This is a genomic window from Streptomyces sp. NPDC006997 (assembly GCF_040635175.1).
GTDB lineage: Bacteria > Actinomycetota > Actinomycetes > Streptomycetales > Streptomycetaceae > Streptomyces.
Genome location: NZ_JBEYHH010000055.1, coordinates 1 through 13,484, shown reverse-complemented (window position 1 = coordinate 13,484; position 13,484 = coordinate 1). Strand labels below are relative to the sequence as shown.

The following is a 13,484-nucleotide window of genomic DNA, read 5'->3' as shown; positions in this document are numbered from 1 at the left end:
GGTGCGGAGGCTGCCGGGGGCGAGACGCGGTTACGGTGCTCAGCCGCCGACCTTCCCGGCGTCGATGCGCCGGCCACGCGAGGCGTCCACCACGACGGGGATGCCGTCCGGGATCCGGCCTTCGAGCCGGTCGAGCAGGGACCGCACCGGCGGGAGCGCTCCGGGGGTGCGGACGTGGACGTACAGCGTCCGGGAACGCGCGTCGACACGCGTGACGGACGCGCCCGGCTCGTCGGCGAGCCATTGCTGCGCCACGTCCTTGGTCCGGCCGGTCCACACGTTGAGCAACAGGGTGGCCACGGTGTTGGCCGTCAGCGGGACGAGCACGACGACGAACAGCAGGGCCATGGCGGCATACGCCCTGCGGGCGGGGCGCCCGGCTGCCTTGTCGGCCTCCGTGCCGTAACCCAGCGAGGCGAAGACCACCATGCCGGCGAAGACCAGGGCGAAGAGGTTCGACACGAACAGCGCCAGCGCGCCCAGCGCCAGCCACCCCGACAGCTTCCCCAGGCACACCCCCGCCACCACCAGGGGCGGGACGAGGGAGATGGCGATCGCGACCCCGGGCAGCACGGCGGCGACGTCGCGACGCGCCAGCGCCACCGCGCCGGCCAGGCCGGTCGCCAGGGCGGCGACCAGGTCCATCAGGCCCGGCGACGTCCGCGAGGAGATCTGACTGTTGGACAGCAGGTCGTAGTCGCTGGGCAGAACCACCGACATGACCATCCCGACGGCGATCACCAGCAGGCACGCGAGGAGGACGACGAGGGCCGATCCGGTGCGGTGGCGCTGCACCGACCCGAGGGCGATGCCCATGATCGGCGTGGACAGCGGTGCGATGATCATGGCGCCGATCACGGTCGCCGTCGAGTCCGTGAGCACCCCGCCGGCCGCGATGACCGACGACAGCGTCAGCATCGTCCAGAAGGCCGAACGCTTGGACGCCGTGTCCCCGCAGGACAGGATCAGGTCCTGGGTCAGTTCGTCGAGCGAGCGGCGCTGGGAGACCGGCAGGACATGGGCGCGAACCTTGCTGATCATGCGTCCAAACAACCACGGCCAGCGCGGTCGGGACGGGCAGGACACGGGCTGCGGTACGGCTGCCGTCCCCGCCCTGGGGCTCAGTGCAGGATCTTCTCCTTGGCCCGCTGGAACTCGGCGTCGGTGATGTCGCCCCGGGAGCGGACCTCGGCGAGTGTGGCGAGTTGGTCCGCCGCGTTCCCGGGCGCCGCGCCGCTGCCTGCCGTCTCGCGGATGTAGTCGTCGAACGCCTGCTGCCGGGCCTGGGTATGCCGTAGCTCACGGTCACCCATGCCTTTGCCGCGGGCGAGGACGTAGACGAACGCTCCGAGGAAGGGCAGGAGGACCACGAAGACGAGCCATCCGGTCTTGCCCGCGCCGCCGAGCGTGTCGTCCCGGAAGACGTCGCCGATGATCCGGAAGAGCAGGACGATCCACAGGACCCACAGGAAGATCCACATGACCGTCCAGAACGCTCCGAGGACCGGGTAGTCGTAGGCCAGGTTCATGTCGCCGCTCCTTCTTCCTCACCTTCGCCGCCGGGCAGCAGGGACAGCCCGAAGGCGTCCTCGATGCCGCGGGCGGCGGTCACCACGCGGGCGCTGCCGACGACGGGGGCGATGGCCACGAGGGTGCCCCGGATCTCTTCCACGGGCACGCCGATCTGGTCGGCGGCGCCGACGTTGAGCAGGTACGAGGCGGGTGACGCGCTCATGGCCACCAGCGCCGCGATGCGGGTCAGCAGGTACGTCTGCGGGTCCAGGCCGGATCGTTCGAACGCGTTGAGCGTCATCTGGACGAGGGTGTCGAAGACCGGCGCGTCCGCCTCGCCCGGGGCGTCGGCGCCCTCCGCCGCCCTGGTGGTTTCCCTGGTCATCCGTCGGCTCCTTCCCGTCGGCTCGCCGTCCGCCGCTGTCCCACCGCTCAGTCGGTCATGAACCAGCCGCGTACCTGCGCCTCGTGATCGACATAGCGTTCGCCGGAGACGTCGACGACGACCTTGTCGATCGTGCCCCCGGTGAAGGGGAACGGTCCCTCGTAGTCGGGTGTGACCGGTGAGGCGTCGTCGCGGCCCACGCAGATCCCGTCGCCGACGAGGCAGAACGAGCCGGGCTGGGTGACGATGTCGTCGCGGCCCACCGCCTGTTCGTCGACGTAGAGGGTGAGCGTGCCCGTGGCGCCCGGCACTGCGGGGTCCGTGCTGCGGCCGCTCGCCGCGAACTCGGCCGTGAGCACGTGCCTGCCCGGCGGGATCTCCCGGTCGGCGTCCACGACCTGGAGGTTGCTGCCGACCCAGTTGTACGCGTAGTGCAGGCGGTGGTCTCTGACGTAGAGGCTGTGGCCGCCGGTCACACCGCCGTGGGCGTAGAGAACGCCCTCGGCGTCGGCGGAGTCGACGTCGACCCCGGCGGCGATGGTGTAGGACCGGCCGTTGGTCACCACGCCGGACTGCTCGGGCACCGACGCGGAGTCGGGGTAGTACACGTAGCGGTCCCGCTCAGGGCTGCCGTGCGGGCGCTCCGCCAGTACCTGTTCCAGAGCGCTGCGGTCGTCCAGCGGCAGCCCGTTGTAAAGGCCCGCGTAGTAGTACCAGAGGCTCTTGAGGGTCTCCAGCCGGGCGGGTTCCCGCGCGGCCAGGTCCGTCGACTGCGCGCGGTCGTTGGCGAGGTCGTAGAGCTCCCACACGTCGTGCGTGTAGCCGCCCCAGCCGCTCAGCGGCGGGTGGACCGTGCAGGCCAGCCACCCCTCGTGGTAGAGGGACCGCTGCCCCAGCATCGTGTAGAACTGCGTCTGGCGTCCCGGGGCCCCGGGGTCGGTGAGCGAGGCCTTGAAGCTCTCGCCCTCGATCGGGTTCTGCGGATGGCCCTTGACCACCTCGGGCGGCTCGATGCCGAGCAGGTCGTAGAGTGTGGGCGCGATGTCCACCGCGTGGACGTACTGCTGGCGCACCTCGCCCTGGGCCTCGATCCCCGCGGGCCAGGCGACCAGGCACAGGTCGGCCACGCCGCCCTCGTAGCCGGCCCAGCGCTTCCAGTAGGGGAACGGCGTGTCGAACGCCCAGGCCCACCCCGTGTTGTAGTGGTTGTACGAGGTCGGGCCGCCGAGTTCGTCGATGTGTTCAAGGGAGAGCGCGGTCGGTGTGGACATGCCGTTGAAGAACCGCCACTCGTTGAACGTTCCGTCCGGTCCGCCCTCACCGCTGGCCCCGTTGTCGGAGACGGCCACGATGATCGTGTTGTCGAGTTCGCCGGCCGATTCGAGGAAGTCGAGCACCCGGCCGAGCTGGTCGTCACTGTACGAGACGTATCCGGCGAAGACCTCGGCCATCCGGACGAACAGCCGCCGCTCGTCGGCGCTGAGGTCGTCCCACGGCCGCACGGTGTCCAGCAACGGCCACGGCTGGCCGTCCGGCCCGCTCACCGCGGGCTCGCCGTGCGGGTTGATCGGGGAGAGCTCGGTGTTCTCGGGCAGCAGGCCGAGTTCTTTCTGACGGCTCAGGATTCCCGGGCGGATCGCTTCGTAGCCCTCGTCGAAGACGCCTTTGTACCGGTCGGCCCACTCCTTGAACACGTGGTGCGGGGCGTGGGCCGCGTCCAGGGAGAGATACATGAAGAACGGCTTGCCGGGATCGACGGCCTTGGCGTCGCGGACGAACTCGATGGCCTTGTCGGAGAAGTCCTTGGCGATGTGGTAGCCCTCTTCGGGCGTGGCCGGCGGGTCGACGGGGTGGTTGTCGTGGATCAGGTCCGGGTACCAGCAGCTCGACTCGCCGCCGAGGAAGCCGTAGAACCGCTCGAAGCCGCGCCCCAGGGGCCAGCGGCCCTTGTACGCGGCCATGTTGGTCTCCTCACCGGGGGTGAGGTGCCACTTGCCGACGCAGTACGTGTTGTAGCCGCGCTCGCCCAGGACCTCCGAGATGAACCCGTTCTCGAACGGAATGTGAGTGGAGATCCCGGGGAAGCCGGAGCTGAACTCGGCGATCGTGGCCATCCCGTTCGACGTCGCGTTCCGGCCGGTCATCAGCGAGGCCCTGGTCGGGGAGCACAGTGCCGTCGTGTGGAAGTTCGCGTAGCGCACTCCCCTGTCGGCGATCCGCGACATCGTCGGCGTCTGCACCGGGCCGCCGAAGCAGTCCATCGTCCCGTAGCCGACGTCGTCCCACGCGATCACCAGCACGTTCGGGCTGTCCTCGGGCGCCCTGGGCGCGAGGAACGGGGCCCAGTCGGGCTGTGAGTCACGGACGTCGAGGGCGATCTTCCCCTTGAAGGGCTTGGCCATGACGGTTCTCCTCGCTGCCCCGGGTCCTGACCGGCTGCCCTTCCACCGTGGCCACTCAAGGCTTCTCCTGCCTCACCCGTCGGGGGTGAGGCCCGGCACGGCACGCCGGCTCGCACCGGTGGGTGGCGACGTCACGGTGAGGCGTCGCCGACGGCCCGCCGCGGGAGCGGGCGCCGCCGCGGCTCCCGTCCCGTGGTCGCGGCCTCCTCGTGCCAGGGGCCGTACCGGTCGGCGAGGGCGGCGGCCGAGCAGGGTGAGGTCCCGCCCGGCGTTGTGCTCCAGATCGACGACGCCGAGCACGGCGGGCCCAGGAGCACTCCGCAGCCCACGGACACCATCGCCGACGACACCGGTGCCGACGCCAGCCGACGGGAGCCCGGCGCGTACGCGGCGGTGACACCCGCCACCGGCCCAGGTCTCACCGCCCATCGGCGAGCCCCTTCGTCCTCGGGCCTCTCAGGGCACCAGCGATCCGCCGCGCGAACCTCACCCGTAGCGGGTGATCACCCCGCAGGCGGCATGTCGCACGGTCGGAGACACAGCGGCTTGCGCTGTCTCTCACGGACGAAGTGAGGAGTCGCCCATGACCACGATCACCACCCGTCGCCGCTCGGACACCAGCCAAGCGGCCGCCGGCGGACTGACGGTGTTCGCCGCCGTCCTGCTGTTCATCGCCGGCATCCTGGACCTCTTCCGGGGCATCATGGCGATCGCCGACGACGACGTCTACGTGTCCACCCCGAACTACATCTTCCAGTTCGACCTGACCAGCTGGGGCTGGATCCAGCTGGTCCTCGGCGTGATCGCCATGAGCGTGAGCCTCGGCCTCTTCTCCCGGGCCACGTGGGCCCGCGTCGTCGGGGTCGGGATCGCGGGACTCCTGATCATCGCCAACTTCCTGTCGATCCCCTACTACCCCGTGTGGTCGCTGATCCTGATCGCGCTGTACGCCTTCGTCATCTGGGCACTGTGCGTCGTGCGGCCGCAGGACTGACCGGCACGGGCGCCTCCAGCGACAAGGACAGCCGGGGGACCCGTGGCCCTGCCCGCCGTACCCGGCGTGCACCGCCTGGGCGCTGCGCTGCACCGGGCGGCCGTGACCGGCCGACGGGTGCCGCGCGGAAGAGGGCCGGCCACCTGCCGACGGCCCGCCACGGTCCTGACCCGGGTGCCGCGCCCGCCCCGCGGCCACCTCCGGCGGCGGACGAGGGAACTCCCGCGCGTCACCCCCGCCAGGTGACGCGCCCGGCGGGCCGCCCTTCCATCCTGGGCCGATGAACACCGTAGAGCTCCCCGATCCGACCGTCCGGCACCGCCCGTTCCATCTGCTGGCCAAGCCGGCCGGGGCGGTCTGCAACCTGGACTGCACGTACTGCTTCTTCCTGTCCAAGGAACTGCTGTACGAGGGCAGCCGGTTCCGTATGGCGGACGAACTGCTGCAGGCGTACATCCGTCAGCTGATCGAGGCGCACGGCCCCGCGCCCGAGGTCACGGTGGCCTGGCAGGGAGGTGAACCGACGCTGATGGGTCTCGACTTCTTCCGCCGGTCCCTGGAGTACGAGCGGCGCTACGCCCGCCGCGGCCAGCGGATCGTCAACACCGTCCAGACCAACGGCACGCTCCTCGACGCCGCATGGGCGCGCTTCTTCCGGGACAACGACTTCCTGGTCGGGCTCTCCGTCGACGGCCCCCGTGAACTGCACGACGCCTACCGGGTCGACAAGGGCGGCAAGCCCACCTTCGACCGCGTCATGCGCGGCCTGCGCCATCTGCGCGAACACGGGGTGCGGTGGAACGCGCTGACCACGCTGCACGACGCCAACGCCGCGTCCGGCCGGGAGGTCTACGCCTTCCTGCGCGACGCGTGCGGCGCCGAGCACGTGCAGTTCATCCCGATCGTGGAACGCGCCACCGCGCGCGAGCTGCCGCTGGCCAACGACGGCTGGGGCGCCCGCGCCAAGGACCGGCCCCTGTACCGGCAGGCGGGCGACCGTGTGACCGACCGGTCGGTGACCGGACAGCAGTACGGCCGGTTCCTCATCGACGTCTTCGAGGACTGGGTACGCCACGATGTCGGCCGGGTCTACGTCCAGATGTTCGACGTGGCACTGGCCAACTGGTACGGGGAGCCGCCGTCGCTGTGCGTGCACTCCAGGACCTGCGGCAGCGCTCTCGCCCTGGAGCACAACGGTGACCTGTACTCCTGCGACCACTTCGTCGAGCCGGACCACCTGCTCGGCAACATCGGTGACCGGCACATGCTGGAGCTGGTCGACTCACCCCGGCAGCGGAAGTTCGGCCAGGACAAGCACGACACCCTGCCCCGGTACTGCCGCGACTGCGAGGTCCGCTTCGCCTGCCACGGCGGCTGTCCCAAGGACCGCTTCGACACCACCCCGGACGGCGAGCCGGGACTCAACCACCTGTGCGCCGGCTTCAAGGCGTTCTTCCACCACGTCGACCGCCCCATGCGCACGATGGCCGGGCTGCTGCGGCAGGGGCGCGCTCCCGCACTGATCATGCGCCAGTACGCGGACGCCGACGCACACCGGCCGCACAACGCGCCCTGCCCGTGCGCCGGGGGACGCAGGTGGGCACGGTGCCACGGCAGGCCGGTCACGACGGGTGCGGACCGTCAGCCGGCTTTGTAGGGGAGTTCCGGGAACGCCTCGGTGCCGGCGTGGTCACGAGGTGCGGCTGCACGGGAGCGGAGTGAAGGGGGACGCGCACCCGGGGGTGGGCCGAGGGCGCAGTCGCCCCTTCCGGGCACAGCGGCGTCCCGCCGCAGAGCTCGTCACTCAGGCGTTGTCTCGCGTTGGTTGAGGAGGTCGAGGATGCGGTCGGCGTGGCCGTGACCGGAGCGGGAGGGCTCCGCCGCGGCCGGGGGCTGACGGGTGGACGGCGGGCGGTAGAAGTAGCCGATACCGCGCGCCGAGACGATTGAGTCGCCGCCCAGCGGGGTGGCGTCGAGCTTGCGCCGCAGTCGCGAGATCGTGAACTTGACCCGGGTGGTCGCCTGCCCGCCCGGGTCGTTCCAGGCTGTGGTCAGCAGGTTCCCGAACGGCTGTACGGTGCCCGCGTTGCGCACCAGCAGGTTCAGCAGGCGGAACTCGGTGGCGGTCAGTTCCAGCGGCCTGCCCAGGACGTGGGCCTCCAGACTGAGGGAGTCCAGCCGCAGCAGCCCGTCCTCGTAGACGGGTTCCTGATCCTCGGTGCCGCCATGGCGGCGCAGCACCCGCGCCATCCGGGCCAGAAGCTCATTGGAGCGGAACGGCTTGACGACGTAGTCGTCGGCACCCGCGGCCAGCCCGATCACCAGGTCCTGGTCCTCACTCCTGGCGGTCAGGAAGATCACTGGCACGTCGCTGACGCTGCGCAGGCGGCGCAACACCTCGATGCCGTCGATGCCCGGCAGCATGATGTCGAGCAGCACCAGTTCAGGGCGCTGCGCGTACGCCTCGCGGAGACCGGTGGCTCCGTCGGTCGCGTGGCTGACCTGATAGCCGCCGCCCCGGGTAAGGATCATCTCCAGCATGGCGACGAAAGCCTCGTCGTCCTCGATCAGGAGCACGCGGGGGCGTCGGCCGCCATGCGCGGTAGCGGGGGCGGGCACGGCGGACGGCGTGGGGGGCTGGGCGTCCGGACCGGTCAGCCGGACCGTCCGGACGTCACGGGCGGTCACTCCCTGGCTGATCAGGAAGTCCATCGCCGCCTCGTGGCACGGGCCGCACAACCGGGTCTCGCGGCGGTTCAGTGTCACGGCGAAGCGCGCCGCCCGGCCGCAGGAGTGGCCGGCGACGTCCGTCGCGCACAGACCCGCGGACGGGCCGGTGCCGCCTGCCTTCTCGGCCCGCCGCCGTGCCCGGCGGGCAGCCGAGCGGCAGGTGGCGGAACAGTAGCGGCGGGGCCGCCCGACCTTGAGGGCTGCCGGCAGCGGCCTGCCGCACTCCTGGCAGCGGTCCGCGGCAGCGTCCACGTGTGGCCGTCCCTCCTCCGCTCCTGGGCACGGAACCATTTTCGTGCCGTGGGTCAGGTGCGGGATAGTGAGCGCCTCTTGGTCCTTCCGCACGTATGCGGTTTCCTGGAGGTGTGCGGCCCGACCGCCTCGCGACGGCCGGGCCCGGGGGTCATGATCGCCTGTGCTGTCCGGCGTCGACGATCAGGACCCCCACCGCGCGGAGAGCCCTCGCCACCACGGCGAGGGCCTCGTCCTGCGCCAGGACGGCGACCGCGTCCAGGACACCGAACGCGACGCGTAGTCCCCTCCCCCACGAGGCATCGCTGCGCGGGGTGCTCCCTCGTAGGTGCCGCCGTCCGGTCGGCGGTTCAGCCCCGGGGGCGGGCTCTCCTTCCGCCCCCGCTCCGTTCTCCTCCTTGTCGTTCGGGCCGTTCGGCTTGGGAGTTCGGCACATCGGCGGCCTCCTTCCGACAGCGACCGCGACCATCGCGAGCTGTCGCGACACGCACGCGGTGGTCATGCCACGTCAGGAACCGGTCGATATGCCTTGCCTCACCTGCGGTGGATGGCATCGGCTATCCCCGGCCTGAAGGCCGGGGTTCGCGCCGAAGAGTTACCTGATCAGAGTGCTGGGTGCCGGTGCACCCGACAAGGCACCGCAATCAACGTAGCTTCGGGGCAACGGGCTTGGCTGGCTGGGCTGCGCGGCACCACCAGGTCGGCGGCTCGCCATCTGACAGGACCACCACGGTGTCGCAGCAGGCGTCCGCATCCTCCGTGAGGTGGGTGCCAGAGCACCGCGGTCGGAGGTGCGGCCCAGGCGCCGGAGGGCGGTGTGCGGGCGTTCCCGCTCGGCCGGGTCCAGCTCGGCGGTGGGTTCGTCGAGCAGTAGCAGCTCCGGACGGTTGACCAGGGCCTGCGCGATCCCGTCGGAGAGCGTGCGGTACGTGTCGCCGATCCACTCGGGGGCCCGGCCCCAGCGGGGGAAAGCCCCCGTCCCGCAGGCACGGGCCACGCACCGTCGCCGTGCCCGCCAGCGGCCCCGCGGACGGCGGTTCAGCTGCGGATATGCCCGTCACCGGCAACCGGGACCGGCGAAGGTTGCCTGCTCAGGGCACTGTGTCGGTCCGTCTCCTCCCAGGACGATTCCAGCGCCGCGTTCCTCGCCGATGACAAGGGTGGTTGACCTCATGAAATCGACTCGCGTGATACTTGCCGTCACCGCAGGCACTCTTGCCCCGGCGCTGTTGTTCGCTACGCCGTCCCTGGCCGCGTCCCCCGTTTCCGCGGTCTCCGCCGCGACGGCCAGTTCGCCCTACGACGAGATGAGCGCGGACGACCTGCGGGTGGAGATCTCCCGCATCCTCGCCGACCCCGACAGCGGCAAGCGCGTGATCCGCGAGGCGAACGCGCTCCTCGACAGCGGCACCGTGCAGGAGATGCGCGCCTGGCTGGAGACGGGCTACCGCCTGGCCCAGGCCGAGGACGACCGGGTAGCCATCTTCCGGCTCCTGGCCGACCCCACCATCAGCGATGCCGTGCGCGCAGCGGCGAGCGCTGCCCTGGACGACAACTCCCCCGAAGCGCTGCGCCACTTCCTGGAGGTCGGCCAGTACGAGGTCGGTTAGGGCCTGCCCCAAGGGGGGCACGCGGCCCGCGCCTTGGCGGGCCCTTCCGGTCGTCGTGGGGCGGGCTGGTCTCTCGGACGCAAGGCTGCTGACGTCCAGTCAGGTCCTGCGGCGGTGACAGGGCAAGCCGACTACGGCCGCGCGAAGGCCGGCGGCACGGGCGCGCGGCTCCAGCGCGGCCCGCCACGGCAGAAGCAGGAAGAGCCGCGCTGCCCTCGCACGTCCCGGGTGCGCTGGCGCCCATCGGCCTCTGACGGAGGCGGACCCCCGGGCCGCAGGCCCTTCCGCCAGGGACTCCGGCTGTCCGCCAGGCCACCCTCCGGTGCCCACTCGGCGCTCCGCCGGTCGTCACGGCGTGGCCGCGGGCGGGACGGCGACCGCACGTCACGGCGTGTCCGGCGAGGTCTCCCGGACGGCCGTGAGGGACTTCCGGGCGTCCGTGCCGAACGCGTGCCGACGCAGTCCCTCGGTGTCGACGACGACGATCCGGGACCTCGCCGGGGAGTCGTCGAGGAGGCCCCGGGCCTGTAGCTCCCTCACCCTCCGGCCGGCCGCCTCCCGGCCTATGCCCAGCCAGTCGCCGAGGTCCTCCTGCGTCACCTCCCGGATCTCGGTACCCAGCCGGGTAGTCACTCCCTCCGCCTCCGCGAGCCGCAGCAGCAGCCGGCCGAGCCTGAGCCGGGCGGGGGCGCCCGCGATCACGATCCGGTGGTGGTCGGACTCCTTGAGCCGTGTGCACACGGTCAGGAACACCTTCCGCAGGATGCCCGGATGCTCCGTGAGCAGTCCCTCGAACGCCTCACGCCCGTACCAGCGGACGTAGGTCTGCGTCAGCGCCATGACGGTCGCGTTGCGTGGGCCGCGGTCCAGCAAGCCCATCTCGCCGACGAGTTCACCGCCCCGGCGGGTGGCCAGATAGGTCGTACGGTCGTTCTCCCCGTGCCAGAGCACGCGGCACCTGCCGCTGATGATCAGGGCGGCCCGGTCGGCGGCGTCGCTCTGCCGGAAGAGGATCTCACCGGGTTCGAGCGGGAGCCGCTGGGAGCGCCCGACCCGCTCCATGGCCTTGCGCTCGTCGGCGTCGAGGGTTTCCCAGAAAGTCCTGTACGTCATCCGCACAGCGTCGCGAAACAGGGCCCCGCAACGAGGCACTTGCCTCTTTTTGATCGACTTGATGCTGCTCTTATATGACCTGTAGGCACATGAGTAGACAGGTATGACAGATGCCCGGATACCAGGGGCCGTCGCAAGGCCGGGACCCGCTCCAGGGACAGGACGCGCGCGGCGGACCGAACCAGGTGAACATCCAGTCGGGACGCAACACCACCATCCGCCAGGGTGCGGTCGTCGCCGGCGGCGACGCGCACGTCGGCGACGTCGTGGCCGGCGACAAGATCACGATCGTCCAGAGGGCCAGGCAGTGGGCCATCGCCAACCCCCTGCTGGCGGGCGGCCTGGCGGTCGCCGTCCTCTCCGGCTCGGTCTGGACCGGGGTCTCCCTCGGCTCCGGGTCCGGCGTCGACAGGTCCGTGGTGAACGAGCCGGGCCTCAGCGGCGCGCTCCACACGGTCGAGCAGATCCGCGTCGCCGAGCGCCTCGGGGACGCCCCGTCCTGGTGCGTGCTGGCACAGCCCGGTGACAGCGCCTGCGAGACGACGATGGCCTCGTCGTTCGCCACGAAGGCCGCGTCGTACCGGAACCGTGTCGACCAGGTCGGGATCGGCGCGCCCGAGACGAACGACACGGGCGCGCAGGTCATGCTGAGCTGGCAGGGCCGCGAGCAGGGCACGGTACGACTCGTCCGGGCCGGCGGACGCTGGCAGCTCGACCCCACCGACTACGGGCTGCTGAAGCTCTGCGGCGCCGGGGTCTTCCTCTCGCTGGTCGACGCGCGCAGCCAGGAACTGAAGTGCGGCATGTTCCAGATCCCGACGACGTAGCCCCCGCCGCCCCTTCACCCGTTCACGCCCTCGGCCCCGCCCGTGACCTGACCTCCGGGCGCGCCCAGCCACCGAAAGCGACATCCCCGTGAGCCGCCACGCCCAGCAGTGCCATCTCCTCTTCGCCGACATCAAGGGATTCAGCTCGCGCAGCGACCGCGAGCAGTTGCGCAGCCGGGAGGACCTCTACGCCGAACTGCGCTCGGCGTTCGGCGACGAACTGTGGGAACTGTGCCCGCACGAGGACCGGGGCGACGGTGTACTGGTCGTCATGCCGCCGGTGCTGCCGGTGGAGACCCTGTTCACCGCCGTGCTGCCACGACTGGAACACGCGCTGGGTGCCCGGCGGCGCAGCGACCCCCTGCTGCGGCTGCGGATCGCCGTGCACGCCGGCGCGGTGCACCGCGACAGCCACGGCTTCGCCGGGAACGCGGTCAACCACGTCTTCCGGCTCTGCGACGGGGAGCCGTTGCGGCAGGCGCTGGACGGGGCCACGAGCGACACCGCGCTCCTGGTGTCCGAGGTGGTCCACGACTCGGCGGTGCGCGCGGGACTCCCGGGCGTGGAGCCCACGACGTTCCACGCCGTCACGTTCCAGGTCAAGGAGACCCGTGCCAGGGCCTGGCTGCACGTGGCCGGGGACCACGCCTGCGCGATGCGGATCGCGCGGGAGTCGGGGGCCGCGGCGGACGAGGAGCGTGCCGAGGACAGGCGCGGCGGGGTGTCCGTCAACGCGGGCCGCAACGTGCACATGAACGGCGCGGTCGTGACGGCGGGCGACGCTCACGTGAGCCTGCCCTCCGAGCCGCGCTCCCGCTGGTGGCGCGGCGGCCGGTGAAGGCCCCGCGCCCGCCGGGCCCAGTGCCCGCACCCGGCAAGAACCACCAGACCGGCGGGACCGGCGGAACCGGCGGAACCGGCAAGAGGAAACCGCAGGGAACGGAACGGAGACGAGGAATGACCCACCACGCCAGAGCCGGAAGGCGTATCGCGGTGGCTGTGGCGGCCGTCGGGCTGTTCACGATGACCGCCACCGCGTGCGCCACGGGGCCGACGTCCAAGGAGGAGGTCTGTGAGCAGTACGACTCCCTGAGCGACAGGATGGGGATCGGGCGCGTGTTCGGCAACCCGGTGTTCTCGGCCGCGGGTGACCTGGCGGACGTGGCCGACCGTTACGAGGGCCCGGAGGACCTGTCCGCCAACGCGAGGCGGCTGAAGAGCATTTCGGACTCCGACTCGACCAACGGCCTGGAGCTGAGCGACGCCACAGCGGACATCGCCGCGCTCTGCGGCCACCCGCTCGGCACCGGTACGACGCTCCCCTCTTGATGACCGGTTGATGACCGGTCACGGACCGGCCGGTGAGACGTCCACAAGAACAACCAAAGCACTCAGGACCACCAGGGCCACAAGGATGAGAACGGGGAATCGGTTGAGCGTCGACAAGGTACTGATGGGGGCGGGCACCGCCCTGTTCGTGGTCATGGCCGTGCTGCTGAAGGTGGGCACGACCGACCTGGGTCTCTTCTTGACTTCCTCCTCGCCCTGAAGGGCGAGGATTCCCCTAGGAGTTGTCTTCAAATGTCACGCCCACATCAGGAGCGAGGCGAGGGTGACGGCTGCCTGGTAGGACTCGGCGGTCTTGTCGTAGCGGGTTGC

At 71.1% G+C, this 13,484-nt stretch carries 14 protein-coding genes and 1 pseudogene; 6 read left to right on the top strand and 9 right to left on the bottom strand.

The window, feature by feature from the left end; genetic code table 11:
- Nucleotides 1-39: 39 nt before the first annotated feature.
- The 5 genes from ABZ659_RS33230 to ABZ659_RS33210 form a co-directional block, all read right to left on the bottom strand.
- Nucleotides 40-1,041, bottom strand: coding sequence for a TIGR00341 family protein (locus ABZ659_RS33230; RefSeq protein ID WP_360227810.1), 1,002 nt, complete (start codon nt 1,039-1,041; stop codon nt 40-42).
- Between the two features lie 80 nt (nt 1,042-1,121).
- The gene (locus ABZ659_RS33225) at nt 1,122-1,529 is read right to left on the bottom strand and encodes an SHOCT domain-containing protein (protein WP_360227807.1); all 408 of its coding nucleotides are present in this window, start codon (nt 1,527-1,529) and stop codon (nt 1,122-1,124) included.
- Entirely contained in the window at nt 1,526-1,897 is a 372-nt protein-coding gene (locus ABZ659_RS33220; RefSeq protein WP_360227804.1) for a carboxymuconolactone decarboxylase family protein, read from the bottom strand. Before ABZ659_RS33220 ends, ABZ659_RS33225 begins: the two co-directional genes overlap by 4 nt.
- A gap of 47 nt (nt 1,898-1,944) precedes the next feature.
- Nucleotides 1,945-4,299 (bottom strand): arylsulfatase, encoded by a 2,355-nt coding sequence (locus ABZ659_RS33215; protein ID WP_360227801.1) that lies wholly within the window; start codon nt 4,297-4,299, stop codon nt 1,945-1,947.
- Between the two features lie 131 nt (nt 4,300-4,430).
- Complete coding sequence (locus ABZ659_RS33210) at nt 4,431-4,706, bottom strand: hypothetical protein (protein ID WP_360227798.1); 276 nt, start codon at nt 4,704-4,706, stop codon at nt 4,431-4,433.
- A gap of 176 nt (nt 4,707-4,882) precedes the next feature.
- Here ABZ659_RS33210 and ABZ659_RS33205 point away from each other — a divergent pair, with 176 nt between their 5' ends.
- Nucleotides 4,883-5,293: a hypothetical protein gene (locus tag ABZ659_RS33205; RefSeq protein WP_360227795.1), complete on the top strand. Its 411-nt coding sequence runs from the start codon at nt 4,883-4,885 to the stop codon at nt 5,291-5,293.
- Nucleotides 5,294-5,573: 280 nt separating this feature from the next.
- On the top strand, nt 5,574-6,950 hold the full coding sequence (locus tag ABZ659_RS33200) for an anaerobic sulfatase maturase (RefSeq protein WP_360227792.1): 1,377 nt from the start codon (nt 5,574-5,576) through the stop codon (nt 6,948-6,950).
- A gap of 143 nt (nt 6,951-7,093) precedes the next feature.
- On the opposite strand, the gene ABZ659_RS33195 is transcribed toward ABZ659_RS33200, so the two are convergent.
- The 3 genes and pseudogenes from ABZ659_RS33195 to ABZ659_RS33185 all read right to left on the bottom strand — a co-directional run.
- Nucleotides 7,094-8,275: a response regulator transcription factor gene (locus tag ABZ659_RS33195; protein ID WP_360227789.1), complete on the bottom strand. Its 1,182-nt coding sequence runs from the start codon at nt 8,273-8,275 to the stop codon at nt 7,094-7,096.
- 151 nt (nt 8,276-8,426) lie between these two features.
- The gene (locus tag ABZ659_RS33190) at nt 8,427-8,711 is read right to left on the bottom strand and encodes a hypothetical protein (protein WP_360227786.1); all 285 of its coding nucleotides are present in this window, start codon (nt 8,709-8,711) and stop codon (nt 8,427-8,429) included.
- A gap of 393 nt (nt 8,712-9,104) precedes the next feature.
- A pseudogene (locus ABZ659_RS33185) lies at nt 9,105-9,185 on the bottom strand (ABC transporter ATP-binding protein); the annotation flags it as partial.
- Nucleotides 9,186-9,447: 262 nt separating this feature from the next.
- Between ABZ659_RS33185 and ABZ659_RS33180 the strand changes: the two are divergent.
- Nucleotides 9,448-9,885: an ALF repeat-containing protein gene (locus ABZ659_RS33180; protein WP_360227783.1), complete on the top strand. Its 438-nt coding sequence runs from the start codon at nt 9,448-9,450 to the stop codon at nt 9,883-9,885.
- 384 nt (nt 9,886-10,269) lie between these two features.
- Here ABZ659_RS33180 and ABZ659_RS33175 read toward each other — a convergent pair whose 3' ends face one another.
- Complete coding sequence (locus ABZ659_RS33175; RefSeq protein ID WP_360227780.1) at nt 10,270-10,998, bottom strand: Crp/Fnr family transcriptional regulator; 729 nt, start codon at nt 10,996-10,998, stop codon at nt 10,270-10,272.
- 110 nt (nt 10,999-11,108) lie between these two features.
- Here ABZ659_RS33175 and ABZ659_RS33170 point away from each other — a divergent pair, with 110 nt between their 5' ends.
- The 3 genes from ABZ659_RS33170 (at nt 11,109) to ABZ659_RS33160 (ending at nt 13,154) form a co-directional block, all read left to right on the top strand.
- On the top strand, nt 11,109-11,825 hold the full coding sequence (locus ABZ659_RS33170) for a hypothetical protein (protein WP_360227777.1): 717 nt from the start codon (nt 11,109-11,111) through the stop codon (nt 11,823-11,825).
- A gap of 88 nt (nt 11,826-11,913) precedes the next feature.
- Entirely contained in the window at nt 11,914-12,663 is a 750-nt protein-coding gene (locus tag ABZ659_RS33165; protein WP_360227774.1) for an adenylate/guanylate cyclase, read from the top strand.
- A 119-nt stretch (nt 12,664-12,782) separates the two neighbouring features.
- Nucleotides 12,783-13,154, top strand: coding sequence for a molybdenum ABC transporter substrate-binding protein (locus ABZ659_RS33160; protein ID WP_360227771.1), 372 nt, complete (start codon nt 12,783-12,785; stop codon nt 13,152-13,154).
- Nucleotides 13,155-13,484 lie beyond the last annotated feature (330 nt).

Excerpts from the sequence above, each read along its gene's own strand:
- ABZ659_RS33230 (WP_360227810.1), bottom strand. The coding sequence starts at position 1,041 with ATGATCAGCAAGGTTCGCGCCCATGTCCTGCCGGTCTCCCAGCGCCGC.
- ABZ659_RS33225 (WP_360227807.1), bottom strand. The coding sequence starts at position 1,529 with ATGAACCTGGCCTACGACTACCCGGTCCTCGGAGCGTTCTGGACGGTC.
- ABZ659_RS33220 (WP_360227804.1), bottom strand. The coding sequence starts at position 1,897 with ATGACCAGGGAAACCACCAGGGCGGCGGAGGGCGCCGACGCCCCGGGC.
- ABZ659_RS33215 (WP_360227801.1), bottom strand. The coding sequence starts at position 4,299 with ATGGCCAAGCCCTTCAAGGGGAAGATCGCCCTCGACGTCCGTGACTCA.
- ABZ659_RS33205 (WP_360227795.1), top strand. The coding sequence starts at position 4,883 with ATGACCACGATCACCACCCGTCGCCGCTCGGACACCAGCCAAGCGGCC.
- ABZ659_RS33200 (WP_360227792.1), top strand. The coding sequence starts at position 5,574 with ATGAACACCGTAGAGCTCCCCGATCCGACCGTCCGGCACCGCCCGTTC.
- ABZ659_RS33190 (WP_360227786.1), bottom strand. The coding sequence starts at position 8,711 with ATGTGCCGAACTCCCAAGCCGAACGGCCCGAACGACAAGGAGGAGAAC.
- ABZ659_RS33180 (WP_360227783.1), top strand. The coding sequence starts at position 9,448 with ATGAAATCGACTCGCGTGATACTTGCCGTCACCGCAGGCACTCTTGCC.
- ABZ659_RS33175 (WP_360227780.1), bottom strand. The coding sequence starts at position 10,998 with ATGACGTACAGGACTTTCTGGGAAACCCTCGACGCCGACGAGCGCAAG.
- ABZ659_RS33170 (WP_360227777.1), top strand. The coding sequence starts at position 11,109 with ATGCCCGGATACCAGGGGCCGTCGCAAGGCCGGGACCCGCTCCAGGGA.
- ABZ659_RS33160 (WP_360227771.1), top strand. The coding sequence starts at position 12,783 with ATGACCCACCACGCCAGAGCCGGAAGGCGTATCGCGGTGGCTGTGGCG.